Below are 14647 nucleotides of genomic sequence, written 5' to 3'. Positions count from 1 at the left end.
TGACCACTCAAACCGAGGCGAAGCCTGGAGCCCCGCTCGCGCCCCCTAGCAAGGGGTACAGCGCATGGGTTCTCGCCATGCTGTTCATCGTCTACGCGTTCAATTTCCTGGACCGGCAGATCATTTCCATTCTGGCGATCCCGATTCAGGAGGAGCTGGGCTTGTCGGATCGTCAGCTCGGTCTTCTGGGCGGGATCGCTTTCGCTCTGCTGTATTCCACGCTGGGCGTCCCGATCGCCTGGCTGGCGGACCGCACCAAACGCACCTGGATTATCACGATTTCGCTGTCGGTCTGGTCCGGGTTCACAGCGTTGTGCGGCCTTGCGACCAATTTCACTCAGCTGTTCCTGGCGCGCGTCGGGGTCGGTGTGGGCGAAGCCGGCGGGGTCGCCCCGTCCTATTCCCTGATCGCAGATTACTTCCCACCGCAAAGCAGGGCGAGGGCGCTCGCCATCTATTCGCTGGGAATCCCGATCGGCTCCGCCTTTGGTGTGATCGCCGGGGCGCAGATTGCGGGGGGCGCAATGGGCGAAAACCTGGATTGGCGTACGGCTTTCATCATCGTCGGGCTCGCCGGCATCGCGATTGCGCCCTTGTTCAAACTGACCGTTCGCGAACCCAAGCGGGGCGGCCTGGACATCAAGGCGGAAGAGGTCGCGACGGGGATATCCGCCGAGGCGGAGGCGACGGGCGGAGAACCTGTCTCCAGCGCTGCGCTGAAGGCCGACGGCGTGGCCCTGCGGCCTGGGCCGGTGGCCTCTATCATTACCGCGTTGGGGCGCCTTTTGCAGTTTGGCGGCCGGGCCCGCAGGTCAGAATTCTGGTGGTTCACCACGGCGTTGATCTGTGTGACCGCGGTTCTGGTTGCGATCGGACTCTTCATTAGCGAGCTGGCGGCGTTGGCGACCTATGGACCACTTGTGATGGTGCTCGCCCTGCCTGCGGCGTTGCGGCGCGTTCATGATGCCGGAAAAAGCATCACGGCCATGCTGCTGCCGCTGGTGATCGCCGCCGCCGGGTTTGCCGTCGCTCTGGTATCCGGTGAGGCCGTTCTCTTGGGTCTGGCTGGCGCTGTGGTCGGCATTGTCGGGCTTGTAATGCTGGCGCTCATTCTCATTCAGCGTTCAGACGCGGACAATCGCTATGGCGCACAGTTATTGCCTGAGGGCTACGAAGCCATTATGCGCCAGAAGACCAGCCCTGGCTTTTTGGATGTACTCGCCATCCTCAGCAGCAAGCGGTCCTTTTTCCTGCTTGTGCTGGGCGCCTCTTGTTCATCCATGATGGGCTATGGCGTGTTTTTCTGGGTGCCGAGCTTTTTCGCACGCAGCTTTCAACTCGATATCATCACCACCGGCTGGTATTTCGGCGGGGTCCTGCTGATCGGCGGTACGCTGGGGATCTTGCTCGGCGGGGTTCTGGGCGACTTGATGGGCAAGGGCTCTCGGCGCATGTTCGCGATTGTGCCCGCTGTCGCTTTCCTTCTGACCTTCCCGATGTATGTGGCCGGCACCTTGTCGCCGACAGCGATCATCGGGGCGATGCTGTTCATCATTCCGACAGGGCTGGGACTTGCCTGGTTGGGGCCGACGCTGTCCGCGTTTCAGCATCTGGCGCCGCCGAACATGCGCTCCATGGCTTCGGCGATCTTCTTGTTGGTCAATAACCTTCTGGGCATTGGCGTCGGGGTTTATGTTCTGGGCGAACTCTCGACTCTCATGACCCCGATTTTTGGTGACGAGGCGTTGCGCTACTCCATCATGATCGGCGCCTCGCTGTACCTTGTGGCTGGCGGTTTGTTCCTCCTGGCCGCTCGGACGATTACCCAGGACTGGGAAAACGCTTGAGCCTTCATGGATGCGTCATGACGAAAAACGCCCCGGCCTGAGGCCGGGGCGTTTGCATCTCTAAAGCATAACCTGAACGGTCAGGCGGCGGCGGCGGTCATCGACATCGCCTTGATGAACAGGCTGCGTGCGTCAGAGCGTGCATCTTCACCATCCGCGGCGAACAAATCGCCCTTCAGAGCCAGAACCGCTTCCGAGTTGGGGTTTGCGGTCTCGGCGATCTCGGCAACCATGGCCACAGCTTCGCCCAGGGCGCATACCGGGGCGCCCGCGCGCAGGAAGTCCGCGATCAACAGGCGTGAGTCCTGATCATTACGCAGTCGCTCAATGCTTGCGGCGCCAGCAGGAATGACCAGGCCTGTGAACGCGCTTGCGGCCTTTTCACCCGGCTGGGCGTCGACCACGAAATTCATTTCATCGCCGCCTTCAGGGCGACCTGTGATCAGACCTTTCTTGGGGCTGATCATCACAGTCCGGTAACCGGCGCGTTCAGCCGATCCGGCAATATCGGTCAAATCACCGGCGTCAAATCCGTCCACCGCGAGAACCGCAATGTCACCGGACGCGCCCAGGTGTGTGAGATCGATTCGATTTTGACGTGCATTGGGTTTGGAAAAAGCCACATGTCCTCCTGCCGCTGCCAGCGGCTCTAAATGAATGAAAGGGTGATTGCTAATGATACATAGGAGTGTTTGGGGTCAGGTCAAGGTGATGCGCAGATAAGAGTGCAGACAATCGCAAGAAAGCATCGAGATTCACCTGTAGATTAACCCATTAAACAGTAATGTATTAACTTTAACTCTATCAGACCATATTCAATCTTATAAATAATCGGACGGGCGAATACTCTGAAAGTATGCCAGTGTATGCTCGACGCAGGTGGTGCGATTTGACGCGCAGCGCGCGCTTGCATGTTTGTCGGGCGGCAGGCATCCGAGAGGGCGTCGAAAGGGATACCATGTCTGAACCTGTCATTCGCACCGCATCCGCCCGCCAATCCGAGATCGCCCGCCAGGCCGAAAGCATGGGCGTGGACGAGGCGTTCATTTCTGATCTGGTTGACGCGTTTTATGCGCGAGTACAGGCGGATAAGGATCTTGGTCCCGTGTTCGAAGCGGCCATTGGAGATGACTGGACCGGGCATCTGGTCACCATGAAGCAGTTCTGGTCGTCTATCGCGCTCAACGCGGGTACGTATGGCGGTCGGCCGATCCCGGCCCACCACAAGCATTTGGACAAAATCCGTCCAGAGCACTTTTCGATCTGGCTATCCCTGTTTCGACAAACCCTTCAAGATCGTGCGCCAAGCCCGGAAGCGACTGCATTCTTCTATGAGCGCGCTGAGCGAATTGGTCTGAACTTTCAGAATATTCTATTCAAATAACGGCCACTGCACCCGCACCATTGTTTTATCACGCTAACACGCTATAACGCCTTCTCGAGTTGGAGGTGAGTGATGGCTGATCCCATGTCGGAGACCCGTGTCGGCGGCCCCGAGGACATCAGCGCCCTGTGTGAGGCGCTGTTGACCTTGCGTGATGGCGACGAGATGCGTCGGTTCCTGCGCGACCTGACCACGCCGGGCGAAATGCAGGCGCTGGCGGAGCGTTGGCGTGTCGCACGGCTGTTGTCAGAGGGGAAGAAATCCTACCGCGAAATCAGCGCGGATACCGGGGTCAGCACCACCACCGTCACGCGCGTGGCGCGTTTTCTCAGTCAAGAAGATCATCAGGGATACCGGCTGGTGCTGGATCGTTTGAAGGAAAAAGGCCAATGAATGAGACCCGTTTGACCCTGGCTGTTCAGAAAAAGGGACGTCTGGCCGAGGGCGGGCTGGACCTGCTCAAGCGCGCGGGCGTGAAGCTGGCCTATGGTCGGGATGACCTGCTGCGCCGCTCTGAAAATCAGCCCATCGACCTGATGTTGATCCGCGATGACGATATTCCCAGCTTTGTCGCCTCAGGTGCATGTGACTACGGCATTGTTGGTGAAAACGTTCTGTACGAAGCGCAAAACAAGACCGCACGCATGGCGGATCTCGAGATCGCGCTGAAACTGGGGTTCGCCCGTTGCACGCTGAAGCTGGCGGCGCCTAAGGACGGTTCAATCACCAAGGCTTCAGACCTTGAGGGCAAGACGGTCGCCACCAGCTATCCGGCGTTGACGGCAGCGTATCTGAAGGAGCGCGGCGTTAACGCCGAGATCGTCGAGATGGGCGGCAGCGTGGAAGTCGCGCCGCGCATGGGCGTTGCGGATGCGATCTGCGATCTGGTCTCGACCGGGGCCACTCTTGAGGCGAATGGGCTGGCGGCGTTCGAGACGGTTCTTGAAAGCGAAGCGGTTCTGGTGCGTCGCAAGGGCGCCCAGACAGACGGCGTATCTGAGACCGCAGAGCGCCTGATCGAGCGTTTCAAAGGCGTCATCGCGTCTCGCCAGACGAAATACATTTTGCTGAACGCCCCGAAGGACCGGCTGGAGGAAGTCCGCGCCATTCTGCCGGGCACCGATGCGCCCACCGTCGCGCCTGTAGTGGGGCGTGATGATGTGGTTGCAGTGCACGCCGTGTGCACAGAGGCTGTGTTCTGGTCCACGCTCGAGCAACTTAAGGCCGCAGGCGCCCGCTCCATCCTTGTTATGCCCATTGAAAAGATGATGGCCTGACATGTTGACCCGAATTGAGTGGAAAACGTCTGACGCTCAGACCCGTCAGCGCCTGTTTGAGCGGCCGTCGCTGGGCTCTGACGCGGTCGCTGTGGCTCAGGAAATTCTAGACGCTGTGCGCGCCCGTGGCGAAGCTGCGGTGCGTGAGTACGCCCTCTCGCTTGATGATTGGGCGCCAGAAGCCGGATTCCGTGTTCCTGACAGCGCCCTGTCGGAGGCAGAGCGAGCCCTGGCCGATGAAGACCGTGACGCGATCCTTGCGGCGGCGGAGGCGGTGCGCGCGTTTCACGCTGAACAAGGGTATCGCGAGTACGAGGTTCAGACCTGGCCGGGCGCACGCGCCAACAGGCGGGCGACGCCGATCGACGTGGCGGGTCTGTATGTGCCGGCAGGCACGGCGCCGCTGGTCTCCACCTTGATCATGCTGGCGATCCCGGCGCAGCTCGCGGGCGTGCCGCGCATCGCGGTCATCGCGCCGCCGCGCAAGGGGCAAGGCGTCGAGCCGACTGTTCTGGCCGCCGCCAAACTGCTCGGGGTTGATGAAGTCTACGCCATCGGCGGTGCGCACGGTGTAGCCGCGCTAGGGCTCGGGGTCGCTGGACTGCCCAAGGCGGACAAGATTTTCGGTCCAGGGAACGCTTATGTCGCCGCCGCCAAGGCATTGTTGTCACAAAGCCCGAACGGCGCTGCGGCGGATTTGCCGGCAGGTCCGAGCGAAGTCATGGTGGTGGCTGATGACGCCTCCGACCCTGAGCTCGTTGCGATCGATCTGCTCAGCCAGGCTGAGCACGATCGGATGGCGCAAGTGGTGCTGGTCGCTTACTCCGAAACATTCACCGCACAGGTGGAAGCGCACATCGATGGCTTGCTCACACAGCTGCCGCGGGCGGACACGGCGCGGGCTGCGCTGGCCAATTCTCGGGCGGTCATCGTCGCTTCAGAGGATGAAGCGGTGGATGCAGCCAATGCTTACGCCAGCGAACACCTGATCGTTCAAACCCGCGATCCGCGCGCCTTTTCGGACCGTATACGTCATGCCGGGTCGATTTTCCTGGGGCCATGGACGCCTGAGGCGGCGGGGGATTACGCCGCGGGGCCAAACCATGCTTTGCCGACCGCAGGCGCTGCACGCGCCTATGGCGGCGTGACAGTTGAGATGTTTCAGAAGACGACAACGCTTCTGGAGCTGAGTGAAGAGAGCCTTGAGTCCATCGCGCCCGTGGTTGAACGCCTGGCGGCGCTTGAAGGACTGGATGCACACCGCCTGGCGATGGCGTTGCGACGAAACAGAAAGACGGATCAATGAGCGGCGTATTTGACCTCTCCAAACGTCCTGAAGACATGCGCGCAATGAGGGAAACCATGTTGCTTGAGCGCTTGTCGAGCCTTCTGGAAATTCCAGCCGCCAATCTGTCGCTGGCCTCCAGCACGGACGAAGCCCGTCAGGCGGTCTGGAGCAGTGATCTGACCTTGGTGCACGACTTTGGCGCTGACGGCGTGATTGCGCTGGACGAACCGGCCCAGCACGGACTGACACTCTACAGGATCGGCGGACAACAAACGCCCATCACCGTTTTGTCGGCCGTTGATGAAGACCAGGCATCGTTGTTGCGCACCAAGCTGAATGCGGTGCCCTATTGCCTGCTTGAAGAGGCCATGAAGCAGCTGAGCCCTGGCGCCCGTCTTGCGGCGCGCAAGGACCGTCAGGAGCGCGACGCGATCCTGATGGATATCGGTCAAGCGTTGGCTGAAGAACTCGGTGAGGTGGGGCAGGTCACCGCCCGGGGGCTGGTGTATGAGCACACCAATCTCAAAACTCTCAGCCGGCTAGGCCTTGTTCTGGCCGAGGATGGCGAAGGGCTGGTCGGCCATGTGCGAGACGCACAGACGGCCCGCGAATTGCGGGCTTTCCTGGGCCTGCGCACTCAGCGACGCACAGCCACCATTCGCCGTGTCACCAAGGAGACGGAGATCACGCTGAGCGTCGATCTGGATCAGGAAGGCGCGCGGATCGACACTGGGCTCGCCTTCTTTGATCACATGCTTGAACAAGTGGCCCGACATGGCGGGCTGGCGTTGGACGTGTCGTGTGAAGGCGATCTGGACGTGGATTCCCACCACACGATTGAAGACGTATGTCTGGCGCTCGGCGAAGGGCTGAAGGAAGCGCTTGGCGACAAGCGCGGCATTGGGCGCTTCGGGTTTGAAGTGCCGATGGATGAAACGCGCGCGGGCGTCTGGATCGACTTGTCAGGGCGTCCCTATGCGGTGTTTGAAGGCGACATCCCTGGCGAGCGCGTCGGTGATTTTCCGGTTGAGATGTGTGCGCACGCTTTCCGCTCTATCGCGGAAAGCCTGAAAGCGGCGCTGCATGTCAAAGTGGAGGGTGAAAACGCCCACCACATGATCGAAGCCTGTTTCAAGGCGTTTGGCCGCGCCTTGCGGATGGCGTCCCGGATTGAAGGCGAGGCCTTGCCGTCCACCAAGGGTGTGTTGTGATGACCACGGCGATTATCGACACCTCGACCGCGAACATCGCTTCGGTGCGGTATGCGCTGGAGCGCCTGGATGCCCGCTATCGACTGACGGAGACGCCGGACGAAGCGCAGGGTTGCGACCGCATTATCCTGCCGGGCGTGGGCGCAGCCGGACCAGCCATGAAGCGTTTGCGCGAGACCGGCTGGGCGAAAGCGCTGCAGACCGATCAACGCCCTCTGCTGGGGGTGTGCCTGGGCATGCAGCTCTTGTTTGACTATTCGGTCGAAAGCGAGTGCGAGCTGTTGGGCCTTATCCCAGGGCGCATTGAGCGCCTGGATCAGGGCGTAGCCGGGCCTTGGCCGCATATGGGCTGGAACACCTTGACTCAAACGAGCGCCGACGAGCCTTTGCTCGAAAGTGTTGAGACGGGCGCGCACGTCTATTTCGTCCATGGCTTTTATGCGCCCGTAGGTCCGTACACAGTCGCCTCCACCCGATACGGGCCTGAAATCACGGCCATCGCCCGCAAGGGCCATGTGGCCGGTTGTCAATTCCATCCCGAGCGTTCGGCCAAAACCGGCGCACATATCCTGACCAATTTCATAAAGGGCGCGGCATGATCCTCTATCCCGCCATCGACGTTCTGGACGGCCGCGTGGTGCGGTTGGCCAAGGGCGATTTCGACGCTGTGACCGAGTATGGCGACAACCCGGTTGCGGTCGCTGAGCAGTTCAAATCCGCCGGCGCCGACTGGCTGCATCTGGTGGATCTGTCCGGCGCGCGCGACGGCGCGCGGCGTCAGCAGGACCTGGTGCGCGCCATCGCCGGTGTGGGGCTGAAGGTTCAGACCGGCGGCGGCGTGCGATCGCGTGAAGATGTGGACGCCATCCTGAACGCTGGCGCCAGCCGCGCGGTGATCGGCAGTCTGGCGGTCAGCGATCCGCAGACCGTGATCGGCTGGATCGCGGCCTATGGCGCTGAACAGATCGCCGCGGCGTTTGACGTGAAGATCGCAGACAACGGTGTCGCCTATCCCACCCTCAAGGGCTGGACTGAGCAATCAGTGACGCCGCTTGCGGACCTTCTGTCGGAATACCGGCTGGCGGGGCTGAGCCACGCTCTGGCGACCGATGTGGCGCGCGACGGCATGCTCGAGGGTCCCAATCTTGAGCTTTACCAGGATCTGGCGAAAATCCGGCCTGACATGAACTGGCAGGCGTCCGGCGGGGTGTCCTCACTTGACGATCTCCGTGCGCTCAAGGCGAACAAGCTGTCCGGCGTCATCATCGGGCGAGCCCTGTTTGAAGGCCGGTTCACGCTGGAGGAGGCGCTGGCATGCTAGCGCGCCGCATCATTCCCTGCCTCGATGTGCGCGATGGCCGCGTGGTTAAAGGCGTGAAATTCCAGAATCACGAGGATGTGGGCGGAATCGAGGAATTGGCGCGCCGCTATGCCTATGAAGGCGCGGATGAGTTGGTCTTCTATGACATCAGCGCCAGCCCGTCGGGCCGAACGGTGGAGCCGGAATGGGTGGGCCGCGTGGCGCGCCAGATCGACATTCCGTTCTGTGTGGCGGGCGGCATCCGCTCGCTCGAGCACGCGCGGGCGCGCCTGTTTGGCGGGGCGGACAAGATCTCGATCAACACGCCCGCGCTGGAAAATCCCGACCTGATTGACGCGCTGGCGACCGAGTTTGGTTCGCAATGCGTCGTCGTCGGGATCGACAGCCGGGTGATCGATGGCGTTTGGCGCTGCCACAAGAACACGGGGGATCCCTCCAAGACTTCCACCGAACACCGCAAGACGCTGGACTGGATCCGCGAAGTCATAGACCGCGGCGCGGGCGAGATAGTCCTAAACTGCATGGATCAGGACGGCGTGCGCGAAGGTTATGACATCGACCAGCTCTCCGCCGCCCGCGAAGCGTGTTCCGTCCCCCTGATCGCTTCGGGCGGAGCCGGGGCAAGTGAGCATTTCCGCGACGTATTCCAGCAGTCGAATGTGGACGGCGCCCTGGCGGCAAGCGTCTTTCATAAAGCCGTGATCGCCATTCCGGAGCTTAAGGCCTGGCTGGCGAGCGAAGGTGTGGAGATGCGTGTATGACCTTGCAGATCGACTGGAAGAAGGGCGGCGGGCTCGCCCCCGCCATTGTGCAGCACGCCGACACCGGCGAAGTGCTGATGCTGGGGTATATGAACGCCAAGGCGCTTGATGAGACCCAGACCCGGGGCCTCGTCACCTTCTGGTCGCGCTCCAAGGAGCGGCTCTGGACGAAGGGCGAAAGCTCCGGCAACACGCTGTCTCTGGTGTCGGTGGCGACCGATTGCGATTCAGACGCCATTCTGGTGCGCGCGCGCCCGGCCGGTCCGACCTGTCACCTGGGAAGTCGGAGCTGTTTTGGTGAGACGCCCGGCCCGGAGATCGGCTTTCTGGGGCAGCTGTCGCACGTGATCGACACTCGCGCCGCGGACGACCCCGAAGAGAGCTACACCGCCAGGCTGCTGTCCAAGGGCGTGCTCAAATGCGCGCAGAAAGTCGGCGAGGAGGGAGTCGAGACCGCGCTCGCCGCCGCCGCTGAGGATGACGACGCCCTCTTGGGGGAAGCCGCTGACCTGATCTTCCATTTGATGGTGACGCTGAAAGCCCGCGGCCTGTCTCTGGCGGACGTGACGGCGCTGCTGGCGCAAAGGCATGCGGCGAAGGCCTAAGCAGCCAAGCCAGGTTTTGGTGACAGTGTAGAAAAAGGCCCGGTCTTTCGACCGGGCCTTTTCGTGTCTTTAGTCGATGGTGCGGCGACGCGGATTTCGGAAATCATCCCCGAAGAAAATCGCGTTCATGAACACCTTGGTCGGGCCGCGGAAATACGCCCGGTAATAGGGCGGATCGGCGAACAAGATCACCGAGCCTGCGCCCCGGCGTTCTGCAAATACCGACCCGGTTTGCGCTATGGCGCGCCGGATTTCTTCTGCAGCATATCCAGACTGTAGCGGATCCCCATCAACATAACGCACGGGGAGGGCGAACGGGTTGTCCCCGCTGTCAAACGCTGTTGTGCCGATGCGATGGGTCGACAGCGCTTCGTCGCGATAGCCAAAGCCGAGCGGGTGGGTGATGTCGATTTCAGCACCGAAGATGGCGCCTGAAATATTCATCTCCGTGTCCCACACAGACAGGCCGTCATAATTAGGCGGCGTTGCGCTGTCGGCGGCTTCCGTCTCAAGCTCTGCGATTGTGGCTGAGGTGAGCTCCTGATCGATCAGCCAATTGGCGCCGCTGCGCACGCCGATGACGACGCCGCCTGCGCTCACCCAGGCTTGCAGGCGTTCAGAGAACCCCTCATCAAGCTGGCCGTAAGACCCGCCCGGCAAGACAATATGGGTGTAACGGCTGAGATCTGCGCGTCCCAGATTGTCCAGATCGATCATCGAGACCGGCATGCGCATGTCATGGTCGAGCAGATGCCACAACTCACCCGCATCATTGCTGCTTAGGCCTCGGCCGGTGGCCAGAAGCACTTCGGGGCGCTCCACCGGCGACAGGGCGAAACCGCCCAGATCCGAGCCGCTATCCGTGTTGGAGCTGAGGGCGGCGTGGATCGTCACCCCATCCTCGCGCGCGGCCTGCACCATCAAGTCATGCAAAGCCTCGGTGCTGATGTCTTGCTGGTTGACCGGAATGACCACGGCGCCGCGCCCGGGCTGTTGCGCCCCGCGTGCGGTTTGCACAGTCATCTCGTCGGGCGCGACTTGCGCGCGTCCGCCAGCATCCAGAACGCGGTACAAGGCGCGCGGGGCGTAATAGCTGTCCCACTCCATCACATAGGCGATAGAGCTGCGGTCAGGCGCAGGCACGGCGATGTCGAAGCCGTCCGCGCGTTCGCCGATCAGCTGGCTGCGATATTGATTGCCGCGCAGTTCCACATAATCGAGATCATAGGCCAGCGGCTGGGTCCAGCCCGAGACATCATAGAATTCCACCTTGTCGGTAATCACGCGGGTCTCAAACAGGCCCTTGACCACGCGGTACTGATCCTGACGGACCGGTACGATGAAAGCTTGTCCCGGCTCAAAGCGCTGTCCGTTCTGAGTGACGGCCTGAGCCAGCTCATAAACCTCGACATTATGGGTTTCGAGCACGGTCATGAAATCATCCAGACGACCGCGATCTGAGGAGCCGAACAGATAACCACGCACCGAATCCGATTGCGCCATCTGGCGGCTTTCATCAAAGAATGTACGCAGATGGTCATGCAAAGCCGTGCGGTTTTCATGCCCGGCGCGGATCAGCGCCAAGGCTGCGCGCGCCTGCTGACCAATCTTGTCGTCATAGCGCAGGGTGCCGAAATCGGTTTCCTGGATGAGGCCGCGCACCGAACTTTGTTCAAACAGATAGGGGATCGCCCCAAGCAAGCCTGGATAGCTGGAACCGTATCCGAGGTAGAAATCGTCAAACACCTCTGCAGTGACATAGAGCGCGCCTTCACCGTCAAACTGGGCGTTCAGGTGCTCATTCATCTGAAGGTTCAGCTGCAGGCCGCGCTGGCTGAGCAGGGGATGCAGGCCGTCATGCGGCCCCGGTGAGAAGAAATAGGTCGAGTTCACGCCCATCTCATGGAAATCACCCGCGATATTAGGCAGCCAATCATGGGTGGCGCTGACCACCACGCGAGCTTCGGGCTGGGCGACAGGCAACCATTGTCGGTTCAGGTCAAACCAGTAATGGTTGGTCCGGCCCCAAGGCCATTCATGGTAATGCTCGCGATGTTGCGGGTCGGCTACCGGCGTATGAGCCCAATGGGCGTTGGTCCATTGCGCGAACCGGTTTGAACCGTCCGGGTTGACCATCACGATCTGGTGGATGACCGTCTCGTCCAGCAGGCGGTCAATCTCGGGGCCCTGAGCGGCGGCCAGATGATACAGAACCATCGGGGCGGCGTCATAGCTTGAGGGTTCAGATCCGTGAACGCCGTGGGTGAACTGAATGATCACCGGATGATCGGCGGGCGCTGCGGACGCGCCAGCCTGGCTCAGTCTCAGCTGGGTTTGCCGGATGCTGTCCAGACGCGCCTGATTGTCCGGCGATGTGATGGTGATGCGCTGAATGGGGCGGCCGAACTGGCTATGGCCGACAGTTTCCACGCTGACCCGGTCAGAAGCGGCGGCCACGGCCAGATTGTAGGCCATGTGCATGTCAGGCGTGAAAATGATCTGACCCAGCTCATAGCCCAGAACATCTTCCGGTTTCGGAATAGCGGCGTCGTATTGCGTATCCTGATCAAGCAGAACATCAATGGGCCTTGGGTCATAGGCCGAGGCGGCGCCCGCTGAGGGCAAGGCCAACGCCAGTGAAAGTGCGAGCGTACGCAGCATGGAAAACAGCTCCCCGATTGTTGTTTGGGAGGAACGGTAAGCGAGCAACGGGCGGGGTCAAGCGTGCTGCAGTGCAAACCTCTCTTACCAAAAGCACTTAAAGCACTACCTAGGGGCTGGTTAGTCAGGAGAATCCATAATGAATGTCCGTCACATCCGCCGTCTGTCTCTGGTCCTGTGTGTTTCCGGGCTGGCCTTTCCTCTGGCCCCGGCGACGGCTCAGACGGCGCAAGAGGATGTGATTGTGGTCACCGGCGCCCGTTCGGAAACACTGCGCAGCGACAGCACGCTTGCGACGGCCATACTGGAGGCCGAGGCCATTGACCGGGTCAGCGCACAGCATGTGAGTGAGGCGCTCAACCGTTTGCCCGGCGTCAACATCAATCGCGGCAATGGCGCTGAACACCTGACGGCGATCCGTTCGCCGGTCTTCACAGGCGGGCAGGGCGCGGGCAGCTTTCTGTACCTAGAAGACGGCGTGCCGCTGCGCGCCGCAGGGTTCTCCAATATCAACGGCCTATTTGAAGGTGCGGACGGGCTTGCGGACCGGATCGAGGTGGTGCGGGGGCCAGGCTCTGCGGCTTATGGCTCAAACGCGCTGCATGGTCTCGTGAACATCATCACCCCTGACCCGCAAGACGCAGAGCGCTCCTTGCGGCTGGAAGCGGGGTCTTTTGGACGGGCGGCGGCGCGGTTCAACCTGGCCGGTGAAACCGGGTTTGGGGCGGGCTGGCTGGGTCTGGGCGTGCGCCATGAAGATGGATGGCGCGACGACGCGTCAATGGATCGCCGCGTCCTTCAGGCTCGTTTGGACGGCGTTGCCGGGCAGACAGACTGGTCCTTGCGCCTGGCCGGTGTGGATCTGGAGCAGGAAACGGCGACATTTGTAAACGGGTTTGAGGCGTATAAGGATGAAGTGGCCTCACGCCGGAATGCTGACCCGGAAGCGTTTCGCAATGCCTACGCCCTCCGTGCCGCCTTGCATCTGAACCGCCCGATCACCGAGACGCTGAGCGCGCAGGCGGTCGTGTTCGCGCGCAGCAATGACATGCAGTTCCGCATGCATTTCCTGCCCTCCGAAGCGCTTGAAACCAGCGGGCATGATTCTGTGGGTTTTCAGTCCGCACTGGTCTGGACGCTTGATGAGAGCGTTCTTCGGCTCGGACTCGATACCGATTTCACCGAAGGTGCGCTCAGGGAATTTCAGACCCGCCCGACGGTGGGGCCGTTTGTTCAGGGGCTGCATTATGACTACGAAGTGCAATCACACACCGTCGCCGCTTTCGTCATGGGCGAACATCAGCTGACATCCCGGCTGAGGCTTGATGCAGGACTGCGATGGGAAAACACCCGTTATGACTACGCAAACCTGGCGCCCGACGGGCAGATCGGGCGCTATCTCCGGTTACCCGATCGCGATGACAGCTTTGACACGCTGGCGCCGCATGCGGGTTGGGTGTTTGAGGTGAATGACGCCCTGTCCACGTTCGGTCGCATCGCACGCGGTGTACGTGCGCCCCAGACCGCAGAGCTCTATCGCCTGCAACCCGGTCAAAGTGTTGAGGGCATTGAGCCAGAAACACTCGATAGCGCGGAAACAGGATTGCGTTTGCAGTTTGGTCGTACGGCGCAGCTGGAGATGAGCGGATATGTCATGCGCAAGGAAAACGTTATCTTGCGCGATGCAGACGGGCTGACGGTCACTGGTGCGAGCACGCGTCATCATGGCCTTGAACTTGACGGTGTCTGGTCGATCACTGACTCGCTCATGCTTTCGGGCGCGGTGAGCTGGGCCGTCCACGAATATGACTTTGACGGTGGAGCCGGGGCAGGCTCTGAACGCATCCGGAAAGGCGCGCGCATCGATACTGCGCCGGAATGGCTCTCCAATGTTCGCCTGCTCTGGCGCCCCGTTGACCAGGTTTTGGTCGAGACCGAATGGGCGCATGTGGGTGAATACTTCGCGGATGCAGGCAATACAGCCACGTATGACGGGCATGATCTGTTTCACCTGCGCCTTTCAACCGACATTCATGACCAGCTCCGGGTCAGCCTCGCCGTACGCAACGTGCTCGATGAGCGATATGCCGAGCGGGCGGACTTTGCGTTTGGGCGTTATCGCTATTTCCCTGGCGAGCCGCGGACGGTCAGCCTGTCCGCTACAGTCGGTTTCTAGAGCCGCGCCCCGAAGGGCGGTGACAGCAGAGATGACGGGAGGCTGCGTCGCCTGACGCTTGCCTTTTCCTGCCGGAGCGCGTTAGCAGATCAGGTCCACTTTAGCGGAGACCTTTA

13 protein-coding genes are annotated in these 14647 nt (G+C 61.3%); 11 read left to right on the top strand and 2 right to left on the bottom strand.

Going from position 1 to position 14647, the window contains the following annotated elements:
• Positions 1–77: 77 nt before the first annotated feature.
• Positions 78–1847, top strand: coding sequence for an MFS transporter (locus ACP154_RS12830; protein WP_424993796.1), 1770 nt, complete (start codon positions 78–80; stop codon positions 1845–1847).
• A gap of 80 nt (positions 1848–1927) precedes the next feature.
• Here the strand turns inward: ACP154_RS12830 and ACP154_RS12825 are convergent, their stop codons facing one another.
• Positions 1928–2470, bottom strand: a complete 543-nt coding sequence (locus tag ACP154_RS12825) for a DJ-1/PfpI family protein (RefSeq protein ID WP_158267911.1) — start codon at positions 2468–2470, stop codon at positions 1928–1930.
• 335 nt (positions 2471–2805) lie between these two features.
• On the opposite strand from ACP154_RS12825, the gene ACP154_RS12820 reads away from it, so the two are divergent.
• From ACP154_RS12820 to hisIE, 9 genes are all read left to right on the top strand, one after another.
• A complete protein-coding gene (locus tag ACP154_RS12820) occupies positions 2806–3231 on the top strand; it encodes a group III truncated hemoglobin (RefSeq protein ID WP_421858565.1) in 426 nt (141 codons plus the stop codon).
• 72 nt (positions 3232–3303) lie between these two features.
• On the top strand, positions 3304–3624 hold the full coding sequence (locus ACP154_RS12815) for a YerC/YecD family TrpR-related protein (RefSeq protein ID WP_421858567.1): 321 nt from the start codon (positions 3304–3306) through the stop codon (positions 3622–3624).
• Positions 3621–4508 carry an ATP phosphoribosyltransferase gene (gene hisG / locus ACP154_RS12810; RefSeq protein WP_421858570.1) on the top strand — a complete coding sequence of 296 codons (888 nt, stop codon included), beginning with the start codon at positions 3621–3623 and terminating at the stop codon, positions 4506–4508. The genes ACP154_RS12815 and hisG overlap by 4 nt, the downstream gene beginning before the upstream one ends.
• Before the next feature lies 1 nt (position 4509).
• Positions 4510–5814, top strand: a complete 1305-nt coding sequence (gene hisD / locus ACP154_RS12805; RefSeq protein ID WP_421858572.1) for a histidinol dehydrogenase — start codon at positions 4510–4512, stop codon at positions 5812–5814.
• On the top strand, positions 5811–7007 hold the full coding sequence (gene hisB / locus ACP154_RS12800) for an imidazoleglycerol-phosphate dehydratase HisB (RefSeq protein WP_421858575.1): 1197 nt from the start codon (positions 5811–5813) through the stop codon (positions 7005–7007). Before hisD ends, hisB begins: the two co-directional genes overlap by 4 nt.
• A complete protein-coding gene (gene hisH, locus ACP154_RS12795; RefSeq protein WP_421858578.1) occupies positions 7007–7606 on the top strand; it encodes an imidazole glycerol phosphate synthase subunit HisH in 600 nt (199 codons plus the stop codon). Before hisB ends, hisH begins: the two co-directional genes overlap by 1 nt.
• Entirely contained in the window at positions 7603–8328 is a 726-nt protein-coding gene (hisA, locus tag ACP154_RS12790) for a 1-(5-phosphoribosyl)-5-[(5-phosphoribosylamino)methylideneamino]imidazole-4-carboxamide isomerase (RefSeq protein WP_107713312.1), read from the top strand. The genes hisH and hisA overlap by 4 nt, the downstream gene beginning before the upstream one ends.
• The gene (hisF, locus tag ACP154_RS12785) at positions 8322–9089 is read left to right on the top strand and encodes an imidazole glycerol phosphate synthase subunit HisF (protein WP_107713311.1); all 768 of its coding nucleotides are present in this window, start codon (positions 8322–8324) and stop codon (positions 9087–9089) included. Before hisA ends, hisF begins: the two co-directional genes overlap by 7 nt.
• Positions 9086–9694: a bifunctional phosphoribosyl-AMP cyclohydrolase/phosphoribosyl-ATP diphosphatase HisIE gene (gene hisIE / locus ACP154_RS12780; protein WP_421858581.1), complete on the top strand. Its 609-nt coding sequence runs from the start codon at positions 9086–9088 to the stop codon at positions 9692–9694. The genes hisF and hisIE overlap by 4 nt, the downstream gene beginning before the upstream one ends.
• Before the next feature lie 69 nt (positions 9695–9763).
• On the opposite strand, the gene ACP154_RS12775 is transcribed toward hisIE, so the two are convergent.
• On the bottom strand, positions 9764–12355 hold the full coding sequence (locus ACP154_RS12775; protein WP_421858583.1) for a M14 family metallopeptidase: 2592 nt from the start codon (positions 12353–12355) through the stop codon (positions 9764–9766).
• A 139-nt stretch (positions 12356–12494) separates the two neighbouring features.
• Between ACP154_RS12775 and ACP154_RS12770 the strand changes: the two genes are divergently transcribed.
• Complete coding sequence (locus tag ACP154_RS12770; RefSeq protein WP_421858586.1) at positions 12495–14531, top strand: TonB-dependent receptor; 2037 nt, start codon at positions 12495–12497, stop codon at positions 14529–14531.
• Positions 14532–14647: the final 116 nt, after the last annotated feature.

The sequence above is a fragment of the Oceanicaulis sp. genome, from assembly GCF_965249665.1.
In the GTDB taxonomy this organism is placed as follows: Bacteria; Pseudomonadota; Alphaproteobacteria; order Caulobacterales; family Maricaulaceae; genus Oceanicaulis.
This window is presented reverse-complemented; position numbering and strand designations above follow the sequence as displayed.